15 protein-coding genes and 1 riboswitch are annotated in these 19,676 nt (G+C 41.9%); of the genes, 9 read left to right on the forward strand and 6 right to left on the reverse strand.

What is annotated here, in order from left to right; translation table 11 throughout:
- The first annotated feature begins 114 nt into the window (after window positions 1-114).
- Complete coding sequence (locus tag H8B21_RS08110; RefSeq protein ID WP_190313284.1) at window positions 115-969, forward strand: helix-turn-helix domain-containing protein; 855 nt, start codon at window positions 115-117, stop codon at window positions 967-969.
- Window positions 970-1,078: 109 nt separating this feature from the next.
- A riboswitch (Fluoride riboswitch) is annotated at window positions 1,079-1,140 on the forward strand.
- Between the two features lie 36 nt (window positions 1,141-1,176).
- Window positions 1,177-2,394 (forward strand): chloride channel protein, encoded by a 1,218-nt coding sequence (locus H8B21_RS08115; RefSeq protein ID WP_190313285.1) that lies wholly within the window; start codon window positions 1,177-1,179, stop codon window positions 2,392-2,394.
- 56 nt (window positions 2,395-2,450) lie between these two features.
- On the opposite strand, the gene H8B21_RS08120 is transcribed toward H8B21_RS08115, so the two are convergent.
- The 4 genes from H8B21_RS08120 to H8B21_RS08135 all read right to left on the reverse strand — a co-directional run bounded on the left by H8B21_RS08120 (window position 2,451) and on the right by H8B21_RS08135 (window position 7,145).
- A complete protein-coding gene (locus H8B21_RS08120) occupies window positions 2,451-3,176 on the reverse strand; it encodes a menaquinone biosynthetic enzyme MqnA/MqnD family protein (protein WP_190313286.1) in 726 nt (241 codons plus the stop codon).
- Window positions 3,176-3,793, reverse strand: coding sequence for a histidine phosphatase family protein (locus H8B21_RS08125; protein ID WP_190313287.1), 618 nt, complete (start codon window positions 3,791-3,793; stop codon window positions 3,176-3,178). The genes H8B21_RS08120 and H8B21_RS08125 overlap by 1 nt, the downstream gene beginning before the upstream one ends.
- Window positions 3,794-3,803: 10 nt before the next feature.
- The gene (locus H8B21_RS08130; RefSeq protein WP_190313288.1) at window positions 3,804-4,997 is read right to left on the reverse strand and encodes a radical SAM protein; all 1,194 of its coding nucleotides are present in this window, start codon (window positions 4,995-4,997) and stop codon (window positions 3,804-3,806) included.
- A gap of 315 nt (window positions 4,998-5,312) precedes the next feature.
- Complete coding sequence (locus H8B21_RS08135) at window positions 5,313-7,145, reverse strand: ABC transporter ATP-binding protein (RefSeq protein ID WP_190313289.1); 1,833 nt, start codon at window positions 7,143-7,145, stop codon at window positions 5,313-5,315.
- Window positions 7,146-7,307: 162 nt separating this feature from the next.
- On the opposite strand from H8B21_RS08135, the gene H8B21_RS08140 reads away from it, so the two are divergent.
- The 7 genes from H8B21_RS08140 to H8B21_RS08170 all read left to right on the forward strand — a co-directional run bounded on the left by H8B21_RS08140 (window position 7,308) and on the right by H8B21_RS08170 (window position 14,477).
- Window positions 7,308-8,483, forward strand: a complete 1,176-nt coding sequence (locus H8B21_RS08140; protein ID WP_190313290.1) for a pyridoxal phosphate-dependent aminotransferase — start codon at window positions 7,308-7,310, stop codon at window positions 8,481-8,483.
- Between the two features lie 25 nt (window positions 8,484-8,508).
- Window positions 8,509-9,348 (forward strand): prephenate dehydrogenase, encoded by an 840-nt coding sequence (locus H8B21_RS08145; RefSeq protein ID WP_190313291.1) that lies wholly within the window; start codon window positions 8,509-8,511, stop codon window positions 9,346-9,348.
- A gap of 193 nt (window positions 9,349-9,541) precedes the next feature.
- Window positions 9,542-10,393: an ATP phosphoribosyltransferase gene (hisG, locus tag H8B21_RS08150; RefSeq protein WP_190313292.1), complete on the forward strand. Its 852-nt coding sequence runs from the start codon at window positions 9,542-9,544 to the stop codon at window positions 10,391-10,393.
- The gene (hisD, locus tag H8B21_RS08155) at window positions 10,393-11,676 is read left to right on the forward strand and encodes a histidinol dehydrogenase (RefSeq protein ID WP_190313293.1); all 1,284 of its coding nucleotides are present in this window, start codon (window positions 10,393-10,395) and stop codon (window positions 11,674-11,676) included. Before hisG ends, hisD begins: the two co-directional genes overlap by 1 nt.
- Before the next feature lie 97 nt (window positions 11,677-11,773).
- Window positions 11,774-13,075, forward strand: a complete 1,302-nt coding sequence (locus tag H8B21_RS08160; RefSeq protein ID WP_190313294.1) for an NAD(P)/FAD-dependent oxidoreductase — start codon at window positions 11,774-11,776, stop codon at window positions 13,073-13,075.
- 72 nt (window positions 13,076-13,147) lie between these two features.
- Complete coding sequence (locus H8B21_RS08165; RefSeq protein ID WP_190313295.1) at window positions 13,148-13,870, forward strand: pirin family protein; 723 nt, start codon at window positions 13,148-13,150, stop codon at window positions 13,868-13,870.
- A 28-nt stretch (window positions 13,871-13,898) separates the two neighbouring features.
- A complete protein-coding gene (locus H8B21_RS08170; protein ID WP_190313296.1) occupies window positions 13,899-14,477 on the forward strand; it encodes a YceI family protein in 579 nt (192 codons plus the stop codon).
- Window positions 14,478-14,834: 357 nt separating this feature from the next.
- On the opposite strand, the gene H8B21_RS08175 is transcribed toward H8B21_RS08170, so the two are convergent.
- Window positions 14,835-17,321: a WG repeat-containing protein gene (locus tag H8B21_RS08175; RefSeq protein ID WP_190313297.1), complete on the reverse strand. Its 2,487-nt coding sequence runs from the start codon at window positions 17,319-17,321 to the stop codon at window positions 14,835-14,837.
- Between the two features lies 1 nt (window position 17,322).
- Complete coding sequence (locus H8B21_RS08180; RefSeq protein WP_190313298.1) at window positions 17,323-19,629, reverse strand: WG repeat-containing protein; 2,307 nt, start codon at window positions 19,627-19,629, stop codon at window positions 17,323-17,325.
- Window positions 19,630-19,676: the final 47 nt, after the last annotated feature.

Consider the following 19,676-nt stretch of genomic DNA (forward strand, 5'->3'; position numbering starts at 1 on the left):
GCTAGTATAAATTACCCCGGCATTATTGAACTATTTTACCGATTTACTAACCAATATTAACACACTTTATGTAAATTTAATCTCTTATACGAATAAATAAATTATATCTTTTCTATGCAGCGACTAGACCATACTTCGTCTACCCCAAGTTCTATTGCAATTCGGCATGATAATACACCACAAAACCACAATGTATGGCATTACCATGAAGAGTTAGAGTTTATCTATATCAAACAAGGAAAAGGGACGTTTTTTGTAGGTGATTGCATACAACAGTTCGCTGATAATTTTATCGTTTTAATAGGATCTAAAACACCACATTACTGGCTTTTTGATGAAGAATATATGAAAATAGATTCCCCAAATGTAGCCAGCATTCATGCCGTCCATTTTAAACCAGATTTTATTGGTTCTGATTTTTTAGGATTACCAGAAGCGGTTACTGTCAAGCAAGTTTATCGGTTGGCCAAACGGGCTATTTTATTTCCGCCGGATGACGCGTACCTTATCCATTTCTTTGAAAATCTATCTACCCAAATGCCTACCAAACGGCTCATTATGCTTCTTGACATACTCGATTATACAGCAACTTTGCATACGCCGACCACATTGGTAAGCGCCAACTACACGACTCCACAACAACAAGGTGACTATCTTCGTATGAACAAGATATTGGACTATATTCGTTTACATTATAAGGCTAAGATTCATCTTGACGAAATTGCTCATATAGCCGGAATGACGTCTAACTCTTTTTGTCGCTACTTTAAACAACGCACCGGAAAAACACTAATTGAATTCGTTAACGAACTTCGAATAGGACATGCTTGTAAACTATTATCCGAAGGCAACGCACCCATTAAGGAAATATGTTTCGAGTGCGGTTTCCATAATTTCGTTAGTTTTCATAAGATTTTCAAATCCATTGCGGGTTCTACACCATCGGCATATCGGGAAGCAATTCAATAATATGCAGCGACGTCTAAAGTTAACGAAAGATTACACAAATTTTGTAATCACCTACAGAACGTACTCAAAAAAAGATATTTTGTAAGTTTATCGGAAAACAGTACATTTGTTTAGTCGTGGCAATGATGTCTGCCCTGAACCGCCGTGAAAGCTGATGACGTCTACTTTATTTGAATGGTCTTCAAACAAGATAGTTATTGATAAAGCATGATAAAATCAGTTTCCTTTTTAATACGCCTTTTCTTTAAGTGGTTGCTTTTAATATTAGCTATTTCCGGAATGGTAGGTTCTCTTTCTGCGGTATTTCTGTATGCCTTAAATGAAGTCACCTTGTTCCGTGAAACTCACCTTTGGATAATATCGTTGCTACCCTTTGCAGGCGTATTCATTGTATGGTGGTATCAGCGGTATGGCGAAAATGCACAAAAAGGGAATAACCTTTTGCTGGAAGAATATTATTATCCCACATCACTCAGTGTTCCATGGAAAATGGCACCTATGGTCATACTCGCAACCTTGATTACCCATCTTTTCGGTGGCTCGGCAGGGCGCGAAGGAACGGCGGTACAATATGGAGGCACTGTTGCCGCCCAATTCAACAAGTTCGTTCCACTAGGGAAACAAGACAGACGTATTCTCTTGTTATGTGGAATAGCGGGGGGATTTGCCTCACTTTTTGGAACTCCATTAGCTGGTGCCATCTTCGCGATCGAGATGGTGCAGTTAGGTAGAATACGTTGGCGAGGTGTAGGTGCTATATTAGCAACAGCATTACTTTCTAACTGGGCATGTGGTCTCTACGGTGATTTACACACCCATTATCCCCCTATTGGTGAAGTTCCTACCTGGTCTTTTTCTATCGTTGCCTATTTATTGCTTGCGGGTAGCCTATTTGGACTAGCATCCATGTTATTTCGCTATACTGGCGATATATTCAACAACGGATTCAAAAAAATAAAACAACCCTTACTTCGTCCTTTTATTGGTGGAATATTAGTTATTTTAGCTGTCTTTCTCCTACAGTCCACTAAACATATAGGGCTCGGTATCCCCACAATTATTGCTGCCTTTCAGCAACCTCTTCCTACAACAGATTTCCTTATCAAAATAGGATTGACTGCACTGACTTTGAGCGCGGGCTTCAAAGGAGGGGAAGTCACGCCGCTGTTTTTCATTGGTGCTACCTTAGGCAATGCATTAGCGCCTTTAATCCCCCTTCCCTTGGCACTCCTAGCCGCTACCGGTTTTGTTTCGGTGTTTGCTGGCTGCACAAAAACACCTATTGCGTGTACAGTAATGGCCATGGAGTTATTTGGTTGGCAATACGGTCTGTTTTTCTTGATAACCTGCCTGATTAGCTATGTAAGCTCCGGAAAAAAAGGTATCTATAGTGCGCAAAGAATTAAAAACTTTAAGCTTTTTTAGGTTCACAACGAGATTTAAAACTTTGCTATTTGGGAAGCTGCTGTTCCAAAGACACATTATATTTTCAGCTTAGCATACAACTCTAAATACAGATCGATCGCTTTTCTTTTATCCACGGTCAGATGAAAATCAAGACTCTCCGTCAAATACGTGTGGTAATCGAAACCCTCATACACAGGCAACCCTGGGATAACATCCTCTGGACGTGCCACACCCTTCGCCAGGGCATGGTTGAATGCTTCTTGAAAATCTTCAGGCAATTCTTTATTCGAAACCCATACAGCGAAAGCAAAAGGCAAACCTGTCATATCTTTCCAATAATACCCCATATCGTATGCAAAAGGTACTTTGTTTTTTTTGCCAAATGTACGGTCACCAATTAATACATAAGCATCCGCCTCTCCTTCTGTCAACACTTCTATATCTTTTTTCCAGTAATGCTTCAATAGAATTTGTGCCAATCCATTGGAGGTTCTAGACTGTTTATCCAACAGCAGCGTTTTGATTTCCTCAATCGGTTTATTGGAAAAAATAAACACGGAATCTACCGCACCGTCACTTCCAATACAGTAATCACCAATAATATGGTAATTAGAGAGCTTAGCTAGAGCGGCAATAGGAATAATCCCCATATCCACCTCATTATCTATAACCTTTCGCGCACATTCACTGGGGTAGTCTACGGAGAGGTCTATCGCATTTATTACATCCGAGTTTCTTATACCATTCAAAAAAGGAAGTGTGTTCGTATAAGAAACAGCAGATATCGCTATTTTATCCATTATAGATTTTCTAGATGTTTAACGTTATAATGATCAACTATTTCAAAATAACTACCATTATATTCCAAAACATAAAGCGCTGTATTGGTATGCGGGAAATCATCCATTAAGCATACGGGAACACCTGTTAAATGACAGAGCATGATACGCATTGCCCGACCGTGCATACACACTAATAAAGTTTCTTCGTATTTCTGCTGCAACATATAAGATATTGCCTCTTGTTGGCGGGCTACAAGCTGGTTGGGGGACTCCCCGAGCTCGATGCTTAAATCTAAGTTTCCATCCCTCCAAGAACTGACTACTTCTTCAAAGCCTGTCATAATCGTTTCGTCCTGCTCTTTCCCTTCATAAATCCCCCACGAAATTTCATCCAGACCGATCAATTCTTCACTCGGTATACCTTGTTCCAAAAAAGGTCGAACAGTTTGTTTCGTCCGCAACAAGGTGGATGTATATATTTTATCAAAAGGGACATGGTTAAAAGCTTCATAAAAAGCCTGTGCCTGCTTATGTCCTGTTTCATTCAGCGGAGAATCTATACCTCTCCCTTGAACAATCCCTTTTAAATTTAAATCTGTCTGTCCGTGTCGGATAAAATAAAATGTCTTTCTCAATGTCTAACTGTTATTCTACTACGGGTAACGAATAATAATTTGGTTTATTTGCCTCGTCAAAAACAACATCTTTATAATCAGTCACGATTTTATATAATGTATCGCGTTCGATTGGATGCCTGTCTACCTGCTTAATAAGCTCGACTAGCTGGCGAGTGCTCATTGCCGGATGCTGTTCTTCTGCACCCGCCATGGAATAGATTTTAGTAGTATCATCTAATGTGCCATCGATATCATCCACACCGAATGCCAAAGAAAGCTGTGCAGTATCTCTGGAAATCATCGCCCAATAAGCTTTGATATGATCGAAATTATCCATATAAATTCGCGCTACCGCATAGTTTCTTAGGTCTTCCACCACCGATACTTCTGGAACGTGTGACATTTGATGACCTTGATTACGGAACTTTAACGGGATAAATGCCTGGAAACCTCCAGTCTTGTCCTGCAATTCACGTAATCGCTCCATGTGGTCTACACGATGCCAAAATTCTTCGATATGCCCATACAACATCGTAGCGTTAGTACGCATTCCTAAACTATGCGCTTGCTCATGAATATCCAACCATTGTTCAGCCGTACACTTGTCACCTGCTATTTTCTCACGGACTTCCGGGTGGAAAATTTCCGCCCCACCTCCCGGCATCGAGTCAAGTCCACATTCTTGTAGATATTTTAAGCCATCGTAGTGGCTCATTTTTGCTTTCTTGAATATGTAGTAATACTCTACCGGAGTAAGTCCTTTGATATGTAAATCAGGACGATGTGCTTTGCACTGCCGAAAAAAGTCAGCATAGAAATCTAAGTTCTGCTTCGGCACGACACCACCTGTAATATGTACCTCGGTAACAGGTTCATCGTCGTACTTTTTTACGACGTCCATCATACCTGAGACATCCATTTCCCATCCTTGTTCCCTTTCCTTGATCAAACGGGAATAGGCACAAAACTTACAATCGTATACACATACGTTGGTCGGTTCGATGTGAAAATTTCTGTTGAAGTAGGTATAGTCGCCGTGGTTTTTTTCACGGATATAGTTAGCTAGTACACCTAAATAACCCAGTTCTCCGCGTTCATATAATAGAACTCCTTCCTCAAAACTCACCCGCTCACTTTGAAGCACCTTTTGGGCGATATGTTTTAATTCGGTATCTAAGTTGTTATCTTGAATTAAAAAATTAAGTTTCTCCGTTGCGTTCATTTCTGCCTCCTAAACAAATTTATTGTTTTATACTTTTTTTACCGCAAAAAAGTATACAAAAAAACTCGCCACTTTAAAATTTTGATGGGGTGGATAGTGCATCCATCAAATTTCTACATATTTCAAAATTTTATATGTGGCATTGAAAGGTTAAGGATGAGATAATACAATTGCACAATCCCCCTCTTAACATTAACAGTCGCATCCGAATGTTTTACAACTGTACAAATTCATCCTTAGTACTATTCCAAATGTAAAACATTCGAAGTGACGAGGTTTTTGCTTCTTTTTCACGGGGAAAAAGAAGTTAAAAAACTAATCAATAAATTGCTGCATATCAATCAACCGTTTATATAGCCCGTCTTTTGCAATGAGATCGTGATGGTTACCCTGTTCCACAACCTGTCCATTTTCAATCACTACAATATTATCTGCATTTTGAATCGTACTTAAACGGTGGGCAATAACCACAGTTGTTCTATTCTCCATCAGTTTATAGAGCGAGTCCTGCACTAATTTTTCTGATTCCGTATCTAATGCAGAGGTTGCCTCGTCCAATAACATAATCGGAGGATTCCGCAGTACCGCCCGGGCGATACATATACGTTGCCGCTGACCGCCGGATAATTTAGCTCCACGGTCACCGATATTTGTTTCGTAACCATTTTCTGTTTTCAAGATGAAATCGTGCGCATTCGCAATGCGTGCTGCATGTTCCACTTCTTCCATTGTCGCGCTCGGTTGAGCAAAAGCAATGTTATTAAATATGGTATCGTTGAACAATACCGTTTCCTGATTGACAGTGCCGATCAATGTCCGTAACGATTCCTGTTGAAGGTCACGCACATCGACGCCATCTACCACGATAGCCCCTCCGGTCACGTCCATAAACCTCGGAATCAAATCAACCAACGTCGATTTCCCACCTCCGGACGGCCCAACCAAAGCAATTGTTTTGCCCTTCGGTATCTCGATATTAATATTACGCAAAATCTGTTTTTCACCATACGCAAAATTCACATCTTTAAACGCTATCTCATGGTTAAAACCATGTACCGGCCTTGCATCAGGTTTATCGATTACTGCGTTACGTTCATCGATAAGTTCCAATACACGTTCGCCCGCTGCGATACCATTGTGGATACTTGAAAAAGATTCTGTCAAAGCTTTCGCCGGACGCATCACTTGTGAGAAAATACCGATATAAGCTATAAACTCAGATGCGGACAACTCCCCCTGTCCGGTTAGGACTAAATTCCCTCCATACAATAAAATAACCGCCACCATCACTACACCAAGCAATTCGGAAACAGGTGAACTCATTTGCTGTCTACGCACCATTCTCCGCAGTATCTTCGAATAATGCTCACTTTCCCCGTTAAAACGGTCTTTGACAAATGGAATAGCGTTAAATGCTTTGATGATTTTCACGCCTGAAAGTGCCTCGTCCAAATACGAAATCATGTTCGCGTAAGACTGCTGCGCTTCCCGGGCCTGTTCACGCAATCTTTTCACAATTAAAGAGATTAAAAAGGCTGAAACGGGAATAACCGCTATTGAAAATAGGGTCAATTTAGCAGAAAAACTGAATAGAACCACTATATACGCAATAAGCTGTAAGGGCTCTTTAAAAGCAACTTGCAAGGTCGATGTTACAGAAAACTGTACCACTTGTACATCCGATGCTATTTTTGACATCACGTCCCCTTTCCTGCTGTTTGTAAAAAAACCTACGTGGAGATCCATCACATTATTGAAGACCGCCTTACGTAAATTTAAAAGTGTATGGATTCGCAAATTTTCCATTACCCGCTGTGACAGGTAACGAAATAGATTACTGATAAATACAGATGTGACAATAACGATACAGACATATTTTAAGGCTTCGTACGGGCCAATATCATAATACAATTTATCCGCCAAATACATAAACCAATCTCCCATATCGTAGCCATCTGGCTTTATCGGGGTATCTGCAGGATTCACATCCACATTGCCTGTCCCTTTAAACAATACCTGCAATAACGGAGCTAATAAAGCAAGGTTAAGTGTACCGAAAACCACCGTAATAATGGTACAGATAATATAAGGAACAGCATATTTCCCGATAGGTTTTGCAAAAGATAACAGTCTAAAGTATGTCTTCATGTACTATATTAAGACTACAAAAGTAACAAACAAATACGTTTTACCTAATCTAAAAGCATCAACATAACCCTATTGTTGCAATGTTTTGATATTTTCCTATTAAATGCGATTCTTTATTGCATTAAATCTGTAATTTAGGCGCTAAATTTCAAATTTATTAATATGCACATAGAAGTTGCCCATAGACTACAACATACAGAGGAGTATTACTTCTCCAAAAAGTTGCGGGAAATTGACGAGATGAATAAGCACGGGGCACAGGTGATTAACTTAGGTATCGGGAGTCCCGATCTGCCGCCACATCCAGATGTACTACGTGTTTTAAGCGAAGAAGCAAGTAAAAACCATACACACGGCTATCAAAGTTATAGAGGAGCCGCGATTCTTCGAGAAGCTATGGCCGATTGGTATCAACGCTATTATAGTGTAAATTTAAACCCGCAAACAGAGATCCTCCCCCTTATTGGTTCAAAAGAAGGCATCGTGCATATCTGTATGACGTATTTACAAGAAGGTGATGAGGTATTGATCCCCAATCCAGGCTATCCGGCTTATACAAGCGCGGTAAGAGTAAGCGGCGCGACAGCAATCTCTTACGAATTAATTGCCGAAAATAATTGGCAACCTGATTTTGAGACGCTGGAAAAAAGCGATTTAAGTAAAGTGAAAATGATGTGGATTAACTATCCTCATATGCCTACCGGAGCATCCGCTACTATGGAATTGTTTGAACGAGTTGTAGCTTTCGGCAAGAAACATAATATATTGATTTGCCACGACAATCCTTACAGCTTCATATTAAATGATAAGCCGCTCAGCTTAATGGCTGTGCCAGGAGCGAAAGACGTTGCTATTGAACTGAACTCTTTGAGCAAATCATCTAATATGGCGGGTTGGCGCATTGGCATGCTGATAGCTGACGAAAGCCGTATCAACGAAATCTTGCGTTTTAAAAGCAATATGGATTCGGGGATGTTTCTACCACTCCAATTGGCTGCGGCAACGGCGCTCCGACTGGATCCCTCCTGGTATTCCGAACTTAATGCTGTTTATGCAAAAAGACGGGAAAAGGTTTTTCATATCATGGATATATTGGCATGTGACTATAATCGTGCTCAAGTCGGACTTTTCGTTTGGGCAAAAGTTCCCGGCAAGTATACAGACGGATATACATTAAGTGATGATATCCTGCATCAATCACATGTATTCATTACACCTGGCGGAATATTCGGTAGCGCAGGCGAACAGTATATCCGTATCAGCCTGTGTGCAAAAGAGGAAGTATTCGATCAAGCTATCGAACGGATAAAAGCATCCGGAACAAAGAATAAGCATTAGGAATTAAAAATTGGAATCACAAAAAATGAACATAACTATTGTCGGCGTTGGATTAATTGGCGGGTCTATCGGCATCCGTTTAAAAGAAACCCAATTCGCGAAAAAGATAATCGGTGTAGAGAAGAACGAGGCCAACGCAAAAAAAGCTTTGCAGCTGGGACTCGTTGATGAAATCCAATCACTAGATGACGCTATTGCATCCAGCCGAATTATTGTCTTGACTGTACCTGTAGATGCGATCATGCACATGCTACCAAGCATTTTAGACAAGGTGACCAATCAAGTGGTTATTGACATGGGATCTACAAAAACAAACATTTTACGTTTGATAGCAGATCATCCTAACCGTGGGCGGTATATCGCAGCCCACCCGATGGCGGGTACAGAATATTCGGGACCGGAAGCCGCCATTCCCAATCTATATAAAGATAAGGTGATGGTGTATGTGGAAGCATTCAAAACAGATGAAGACGCTTTTGAGCTAGCCGATGCGCTGACGGAACAACTGGAAATGAAAACAACATTCATGACCGCCGAGGAACACGACATGCATACGGCTTATGTATCGCATATCTCCCACCTTACTTCTTTCGCACTTGCATTGACTGTTTTGGAAAAAGAAAAATCACAGGGACGTATTTTTGAACTTGCAGGCTCTGGATTCGAATCCACTGTTCGTCTGGCAAAATCATCTCCCGACATGTGGACGCCTATCTTTAAACAAAACCGTGAGAATGTATTAGAAGTATTGGAAGAGCATATTAAACAACTGCAAAATCTATATACAAAATTAGATAAAGAAGATTACGAAGGATTACATAAACTAATAAAGAAATCCAATAAAATAAAAAGGATCATTAAATAATTATTTGCAAAACACACAACAAAAGTATATTTTTGTTGCATTATTAATAAAAATGACTTATTTGTTTACACATCACATCCATTTCCATCATCGCCATTTTGGCGATATGTAATGTAATGTGTTTCTACGTGAAGCAAAAACCCCGAGTTATCTTTCTTTTATTAATAGTAATAAACATTAAAAATCCTACATTTTGAAGAATCTTAAAATCGCTATCCAAAAATCGGGTAGATTAAATGAAAAATCAGTTCAGTTGCTTAAAAATTGTGGACTTGATTTTGAAAACTATAAAAGTTCCCTGATCACCACGGTCAATAATTTCAACCTTGAAATATTGTTCCTACGCGATGATGATATTCCCGGATATGTTGCCCAAGGTATTGCAGATTTAGGTATTGTCGGAGAGAACGTTATTGATGAATCTCAAGAGAAGGTGACGTATTTGCAAAGGCTCGGTTTTGGTCGTTGTACATTAAAGATCGGAATTCCTAAAGACTCCGATATACAGGAACTCAAAGATCTACAAGGCAAAGCGATAGCGACCACCTACCCTAACATTCTGCAGGAGTTTTTGGCCGAACATAATCTATCAGCTGAGATACGGCAAATTTCGGGTTCTGTAGAGATAGCGCCCGGTTTAGGTTTAAGTGACGCCATCTGCGATATTGTTTCTACCGGGGGCACGCTAAAAAGCAACGGGCTTAAACCCTTTGCAGATGTACGCCGTTCCGAAGCTATTCTTATAGGTCGTGAGGGCTTGACAGAAAATCCTATTCTTTGTGAGCTGTTGCAACGCGTACAGTCTGTATTACGTGCGAAAGAAACGAAATACGTTGTATTAAATGTGGAAAAAAATAACCTACCGCAAATAACAGCGTTGTTGCCGGGTGTAAAAAGTCCAACAGTCGTCCCTCTTGCAGAAGAAGGTTGGGTCGCCGTTCACACCGTTATTCCCGAAGATGATTTCTGGGACAAAATCAATAAATTGAAAGCCGCAGGCGCACAAGGTATTGTGGTCATGCCAATCGAAAAAATAATACTATAATGTTACAACAGTATTCATTTAACAGTTTAACCGCAGTAGATATCGAACAATTGGTTACGCGCAATACCGATGCTACACATGCCATTCAAAACGCTGTATCGCAAATCATTGATGATGTCCGCCAACGTGGCGATCAATCGCTCCGAGAACTTGCATTAAAGTTCGATAAAGTAGCCCTTGAAAAGCTTTATTTAGAAAAAGAGGATATCCAAGCATTGGCCTCAACCATTACACGCGACCAACAGCGTGCATTGGAAATTGCCTTTCAAAACATCCATAAATTTCACAGTAGCCAACTCCGTAGAGAGCGGGTCGTTGAAACAATGCCCGGTGTAGCATGTTGGCGTGAGGTACGCCCCATTGAAAAAGTAGGATTATATATCCCTGGAGGATCAGCGGTTTTGCCCAGCACTTTGCTGATGCTCGGCGTGCCAGCACGTATTGCCGGTTGCAAAGAAATCGTGGTATGTTCACCGCCGCAACAAACTGGAAAGATAAACGGTTTCGTCGCCTACTGTTTGCAGCTGCTAAAAATTGAAAAGATATACCTTGTAGGCGGTGCACAAGCCGTTGCTGCGATGGCGTATGGCACGGAAAGTATACCGAAGGTGGACAAGATATTTGGCCCGGGAAATCAGTTTGTCACCAAAGCAAAAAGTATGGTGCAGAGCATGGTAAACGTTAGTATTGATATGCCCGCGGGCCCTTCGGAAGTATTGGTAGTGGCCGATCATAGCGCCCAGCCTACATTTGTTGCCGCCGACTTGCTGGCGCAGGCAGAACACGGCCCCGATAGTCAAGCGGTTCTTGTAGCCACATCAGCAGATATCATTCAGCGGGTTAACGACGAACTTCAGAAGCAACTCGACGTGCTACCTCGCGCAGAGATAGCGAACATGGCTCTTAAAAATTCATATGCCATTGAGGTGACTGACTTACATGAGGCGCTCGATTTTTCCAATCGGTATGCTCCGGAACATTTGATACTGGAAACAGACGAATGGAAAAGTTTACTTCCGCGCATTACCAATGCGGGTTCGGTTTTTTTAGGACACCTCACACCCGAAAGCGCAGGGGACTACGCTTCTGGAACCAACCATACGCTGCCCACCTCAGGCTACGCTCGGTCTTATTCAGGTGTATCGGTAGACTCTTTTGTTAAGAAGATCACGTTTCAGCACATTTCACGTGACGGCCTGCTCCATATCGGCTCTACCGTGGAGACATTAGCAGAACTGGAAGGATTGCATGCGCATAAAAACGCTATTACGATAAGGAGGTAATATTTTCTATCTTTGCAGCACATTTCCCAAACAAAAGAGCAGAAGGCTTTGTTCTATCTACTGTTAGGTAAATACTTATACAAACGAACAGCTTATTATGGCAGATAATAAAAAACACATCGTCGTTGTAGGTGGCGGATTTGCTGGTATAAATTTCATCAAATCTTTAGGAAAAAATCCTGTCTACAAAGTGACCTTAGTGGATATCAATAATTACAACTTCTTTCCCCCGTTAATTTACCAAGCTGCTACTGCTTTCATCGAAGCATCTAATATCAGCATGCCTTTCCGTAAAATGTTCAGAAAGCACCAAGGATTTTCTTTCCACCTCGGAAAGTTATTGAATATCCATGCGGAGAGCAACCTCATCGAAACCGATACAGGCAATATACCATACGATTATTTGGTGTTGGCTACGGGTACAGAAACCAACTTCTTCGGCATGGAGAATGTCAAGAAAAAAGCATTTCCGATGAAGAATATCACGGATGCGCTAGCTATCCGCAATAAGTTATTACTAAACTTGGAAGATTATATCCAACGGAAAGATGACGCTAACCGAGAGGCGTACATGAACATCGTCGTTGCAGGTGGCGGACCATCTGGCGTGGAGGTATCGGGTATGATTGCAGAACTGAGTGAACGTATTGTTAAAAAAGAGTACCCAGAATTAGCGGGTTTAAAACCAACCATCCACCTGGTAGATGCAGGCCCAGCCTTATTAGGGCCAATGAGTACAGTGGCTCAGAAAGAAGCGCTTGAAGTTCTAGAAAAATTAGGCGTTGATATCACCTTGAACACAGCAGTGAAAGATTATGTAGATGATACGGTTCTCCTAGCTAATGGCGCGGAGATAAAAACCAAAACATTGATCTGGACTTCCGGTGTCATCGCCCGTGAGTTACCAGGATTACCCGTTGAAAAATTTGGAAGAGGTCGTCGTGTATTAGTAAACCAATTTAATGCGGTGCAAGGCTACGATAATATTTTTGCCATCGGCGACATCTGTTTTCAAGATACGGATTCTAAATTTGCAAATGGACACCCACAATTAGCACAAGTGGCTATTCAACAGGGGATATTATTGGCAAAGAACATTATCGCAAAAGATCAAGGACAACGGCTAAAACCGTTTTCATATGTGGATAAAGGAAGTATGGCCATTATAGCACGTTACAAAGCTGTCGCCGACTTACCAAAGTTTTCTTTTACCGGTTTTTTTGCTTGGCTAACATGGCTACTGATTCACCTCTTCCCTATTGCAGGCTTCCGTAACAGGTGGAAATTATTGGGAAACTGGGTATGGTCTTTCTATTCTGCCAACTCCGACCTCCGACTCATAATCCGTAGTGAACGAAAACGGGATAACAAGGAAGTAAGGACCAACATACCTGGTTAATCCATTTCTTAACATACATCAATAAATTAGATATAAGCTTGCCATAACTTTGTGTTATCAAACAATAAAGTTATGGCAAAATCAATTTTACACAAAGCAGATTCCCGAGGAAAAGCAGACCATGGATGGCTGAGAAGCTTCCATACTTTTAGTTTTGCTTCGTATCATAATCCCGATCGTGTACATTTTGGTGCCCTGCGTGTGCTAAATGATGACCGGGTTGACGGTGGCCAAGGGTTTGGTGAACACCCCCATAATAACATGGAAATAATTTCCATTCCATTGAAAGGGGAACTGAAGCACCGCGACAATATGGGGAATGAGGGCATCATCAAGCCCGGCGAAATCCAGGTAATGAGTGCCGGTACAGGTATTTACCATTCGGAGTTCAACAACATGTCCAATGAGGCTACCGAATTCCTTCAAATCTGGGTTTTTCCAAATAAACGTAACGTTGATCCACGCTACGATCAAGCCAAGTTACACTACCAACAACAGCCCAATCAGCTAGAACAAATCCTTTCTCCAAACCCAGAAGAACAAGGCGTATGGATACATCAACATGCCTGGTTTCATATTGGCCTGCTCGAGAATGGAAATAGCACGGAATATACGCTCAAGGACCCGGCAAACAATGGCGTATACATTTTTGTTCTTAACGGTAGTGTGAGGATTGGTGACCAAGTTTTAGACAAACGTGATGGTTACGGACTGTGGGAGACTGAAAGATTCACGCTTGAAGCTACTGCAGATGCAGAGATATTATTAATGGAAGTTCCAATGGAGATACAATAAGAATTAATTATTTAAAAACATCAATAAAATGAAAAAGTTAACTTTATTTTTCGCATTCCTATTCGTTTCGATAGGATTGTTTGCCCAGACAACTTGGACGGCAGACCCGTACCATTCTAAATTAGGCTTTACGGTCACACACTTGGGAATCGCGGATGTTCCCGGTCATTTTAACGCGTACGATGTATCTATCGTTTCGGCTAAAGAAGATTTTAGTGATGCTATTATCGAATTGACTGTACAGACAAATTCGATAGACACGAGAGTAGAACCTAGGGATAACCATTTAAAAAGTGCTGATTTCTTCGATGCTGAAAAACATCCTACGATGACGTTTAAAAGCACTTCTATTGAAAAATCTGGGCAAGATACGTATACGCTTAAAGGAGATCTCACCTTATTAGGTGTTACGAAACCTGTTACCATGACGATGAAACATCGGGGAACTACACAAAATCCAAATGCTGACGGTGCTCCTGTAGCGGGTATCCAAATTACAGGTGAGATCAAGCGGTCTGATTTCGGCTTAGGATCTAAATTCCCTGCGCCCATGATCAGTGACGAAGTAGGGATAAAAGCGGATGGCGAATTTGGCCATAAAAAATAATACCGCAAATGTATATATAGAAAGAAGTCCAATAAAAATTGGGCTTCTTTCATTACACCTCAATTTACGCTGAAACATATTTGTTTCTTTGCGTGCAGTTCGAAAAGATTTTGAAATTGGTGTGGATGAGAAATAAATCGCTATCCGGTTCACTTCCTGTTCGGAGAACCTTCGCTATCTGTTCGGACTCTATTCGGACTCTGTTCGCCAATTTACCGTATATTTACCGTGTCACCAACGTGTAATTACCGTGCGCGGCTCGGTAACTACACGGTAAAATACCTTAAAAAACACGGTCAATGGGCGAAGAAAGTATAAAGGAAGAGCGAAGCAGATATGTGTAATAGTATAGCTTAGCTAATCATAAATGTAATCGCCAACTACCGGCAAATAGGTTCCGCCTTCATTCATATATTTCCATTTACCGCCTTCCGAAATAAGAACCGGAAATAGATCCTGAGGCTTACTACCTCGAAAAAGTGCATCGCTAATCTTAATACCATCATACACTGCAGGAAGAATAATCGCACCAGTGCGGTCCGCAATCCCCCACTTATCACCCTGTTGCAACAAAAAATACACTTGGTCAAATGTACCACGAATGAAGCTATATTCGATCGGGATCACAATCTCCCGCGTACGGACATTTCCCAGCCCCATATTCCAATTGTTGTTTTTCGTATTGAACAAGAGTACAAATTCGTTCATGATCATCTCGTGCGGCAACAGTGCCCCCAGATTTTCCGTATCCTCCATGGAGAATATAAAGTTACCGGTGGTGTCAACATACCCCGCACGCATCTGTCTATAATACCCTCCTGTATAATTGGCCACTAATCCGATACCGGAAGCAGAAAACGGGTCGGCTTTGGCAAATGTAGGCTCTAAAATAACGTTGCCCTGTTCGTTAATATATCCTACCCCCTGTTCGCCTTCTATAATGGCCATTTTATTGATAAAGCGATGGAGTATTGGGTATTTACGTGGGGTAGTTTGTTCGCCGGTGTCATCATACCTATCCCGATAGGTGAAATTACTTATATCATACGTAGCCGACAACTCCTCCAATAGCAGTATATCATAGAGCTTTCCCGTTTTTGAATCATCTGATACCAAGATCGCTTTGTCCGAACCTACATCGTAAACCGCTTTGTACGGCAGATTATATACTGTACGGTATTTGCCATGATACAAGGCGAAAGTGCCGTCCTCGGTATACTGCATGAGGTATGTGTCATCCGTAACAGGATAGATTTGTTTTAAATCTTCATCGATCAGTCGGCTGCCTGTAAAATCATAAAGATGAATAAGTTGGCTATCGTAGTCGCCGTCTTTGGCTATGATGAGTCCACATAGACTATCCAGAACCTCTACATCACGATATTGGATAGGTATAATTTCGCGTTGATGAGTGCGATCATAGATACCTGTCAGTTCGTCGCGCTTTACTTTAATAAACGATGACGGAAAAGATCGTTCTGCAGATATGGCCTGGTATTCGCCCGGAACAATCGGCTCTCCATTGTGATCAAAGAGGTTGAAAACGCCCTGCTTTTCTGCACGGATGTAAGGTAGGTCTTCCCGACCATCGAATGCGTAATCTGCTCTTTCCACCTCGTAGAATTGTGGTGATATTGTCTTTCCGGAATCTGCAAAATATAATCCATATAAAGCATTTGTATGGAACTTAAATACATTAATCCCGTTACTTCCCGAGGAGTAAAACGTCTCGGACAAATGAGCTATCTGACCATTTTCTATCTCAAAAAATACTTTGTGTTTTTTATTTAATAGATAGGATATGTTGTTTTTGCGACCTACAAAATAATCATCGTATATCATCAGCTCATCGTATTCATTGGGGATGATGACGTTACCGCCAAGATCAATGACACCGGTCTTACGCTGTTTGGTTGTAAGCAGATAATTGCCCCGGTAGCCCTGGTAATGATTGGCATTCGGAGGCGTGATGTTATCATATTCGAAAGGCACGACCAGTGTCCCATCCTGCCCGTATGCCCCCTGTTTGCCTTCCTTCGTGGTTACGAGCAAGCCCATCATAACCTCTCCCCTTAAAAACTCCTCCTGAGTGGATATATTTACCGCGACCGCATGACCGTCTTTAGAAAACGAGGTGACCCAGTTGTCGCCCCGCATACCATGATGGGTATGATCGTACTGAAACGGTATCAGGACATTCTCCTGCCAGTCGATAATGCCCCATTTGCCGCCTTTCTGGGCATATACGTACCGCGGAGGAATGGAACAGCCACCGCAGTAATCAAATTTGTCGTAAGCACCGCTGACTATTTTCTGTCGGGTTTTATGGTATAAATACCACTTACCGCCCTGCATGACATCGAAATACTCGCCATCCAGATAACCCATATCCTCAAAAAACGGCAGTACGGTATTGTCTGGCAGATACATGCTTATCTTATTATCTTTCTTGAGCTTCCAGAATTGTTGGAATTTGATATCGACCTCGTCATAAGCCGCCACAAGCAACACCTCGCCGGTCGGGGATAGCACGCCGCATCCGCTATCAGCATGGTACTTCAGCACATTTTTAGGCAACCCTTTTCCGTTTTTTTGCTCCTCCTCGTACGCCTTGATCGCAGCAGGATCGTTTACGATGACGCCATTAGTCTCGGAGATTATCAATTTTTCTCCCTTGCGGTTGATGTATACGATCTGATTATTTTCCTGTATCCGCGCCAGGCCACCGTCAAACGGTTGTAGGATCGTATTTGTACTTTCCTGCGGGGTCGTGTACACCACCTGCCCACTAGCAACAGATATACTTAGTCCGAGCAATAGACAGGTTATTTGAAAAGCGTGCATACTAATAGTGTTTCTGTTTAGATTTAATAGTTGATTTTTGTCCGTTACTGTCTACAAAATAATACCACTCGCCATCTTGAACAAGAAGAGGCCATGTCTTATCGGTACCGTAGCTGTTTCTACGTATGTCGTCATACATGGGCTCTATCAGCACTTTGCCCAAGCTATCGACCAAGCCGTACTTTTCGTTTTTGGCTACAATCCTATTAGGATAGTCGAAAACCGACTCCACGTAGTTATAAACCGCAGGCAGTACCTGCGTCCCGTCTCGACGGACCAGTCCGAACAGCTCTCCTTTGCGCACCTGTAACAGTTCCGAGTTGCCGTTTGCCGCCGTCACTTCATCATATTCAAAAGGCAGTATAGGGTTTCCTTTTAGATCTACTACTCCATATAGATATCTGTTTCGTGAACTGCCTTCCTCATTCGCCACTTTTTGAGCTGCTAATGCCACGCCTTCGTAAAAATCATCGACCTGATCGATGCCCTCGAAGCGTTTTTCTATCCCCTTTTCGTCGATAAAAAGGTTACCTTCATCGGCATACACTTTCTTGAGGCCATGGTAAAACTCGCCGTTTCGGAGATCTTTAACGTGCGGAAACCGAATCAGGTGGTAAGATCCCAACCTGCTCCATTGCGGGTTATCATACACTTTTTTTCCATTCAGATCTGTGAGACGGTACGTATCGTCCCTCAATTGTTGCATCAAAAATCGATTGTTGATCATTTCGAAGTCTACCACGTCGGAAGGGAGCGGAATCGGTTTTTCCTGCTTGATATCGTAGACGTACAACTCATATTTATAATCCGGAAGCGTCTTTCGGATTTTTATCCATTCGCTCGTTAATATCGTGATGGTCTGCTGGGCTGGTTGGATCACGGTCTTCTTTAATTTAAGATCGAACAATCCTACATCAAAACCCGTGATATCTGCCTGTGTTGTCCGGGATAGTGGAATAAACCTACCATAAATGCCATACTCATATTCTACTGCATTGGCGGAAAACTGATAAGACCGGTCGTGTTCATACTGTGGGGGTACCATCTCCGCCCCCTTTTCATCCAGCATTCCGAACTTACCATTTCGCGTCACTTCAAAAAATGTGCTGCCCATGTAATATACTGGCCGTACCGCCTGATATTTATCCGGGGCAATGAAGATCTTACCTTGCCAATCTGCTACGCCTATCGATTGCCCGTTCTTTATCTCGATGACGTAAGGCTGCTGTTCCATCTCGACCTCGTGTTGCAAGCGCGCTTTAAGCTTCTCGTCCTGATTGTGACTCGGCTTTGGTGCCGTCATCGAGATTACGGGCGCCGAATAGGACTTGCTATGGCCTGCCGCCGATAAAAAGCGAACTTCATCGTATTCAAAACTGGTTACGGCTTTTCCGTTGGTATCTATTACGCCATATTTACCGTTTTTCTTTGCCGTAGCCAGTCCTCGTATGAAATCGTTTATAATCTCGAACTCCGGAGCAGCCACAACTTGTTGTTTCTCCGGATCGAGTATCCCATATCGGTCGTTTTCTTTAAAAATCAGCTGATCCGAATCTGCTATCGATTTATAGTTCGAATGCCCGTAGGATATTAATTTGCCCGATGTATTGAATAAAAAAGACTTCTTTTCTTTAATCCCTTCAAATAGCGTGTTCTTGCCGTTTGGAAGAAAACGCATGAATCCGTCGTATTCTACCGGGACAATCAGCTCGCCACTATTAAGCGCCAGTCCTGCAAGCTCGCCATTCCTAACTTCCACATACTCGTCGTTAAAAAAATCACTCACGTATTCGTAGGCTGGTTGCTGCAGTGTGGTGCCGTCCAGGGCAGATACCCAGCCCCAAAGATTATCTTCAGCAATGGCGATCACATTTTTATTGATGGGCTCGGCGTCCTGATACTGGAGCGGTACGACAATATTGCCGTTTTCATTCGCGGCTCCTACCTTACCATTCTTTTTTAAAATGATGAATTTATATTTGTAAGGAATGCCTTCATACCATTGCCCGTCGTACTCGGCATGCAGCTTGATGTTGTCGTATACAAAAGGAACGATGAGGTTTCCATCTTCTTTCAACACACCGTACGACCCGTCTTTAATGACCACAAATAGATCTGCAGCATGCTCTTCTACTTTATCTATCGTATGTCCGGCAAAAGGATGAAAATAATAGTCCCGGCCTTGTTTTTTTATTTTTACCAGGGGAGACAGATAATCGCCGAATGCTACAGAGCTTACCACTTGTTGTTCTTGAGAAAACCCCAAGCAAACGGATAAAAATAGAGTTATAGATAACAGAAGTTTCATCTCGTAGTATGTTTGTTCAAAAATAGCCTATTATCCCAAAACATGCT

The organism is Sphingobacterium chuzhouense, from assembly GCF_014692525.1.
Lineage (GTDB): Bacteria > Bacteroidota > Bacteroidia > Sphingobacteriales > Sphingobacteriaceae > Sphingobacterium > Sphingobacterium chuzhouense.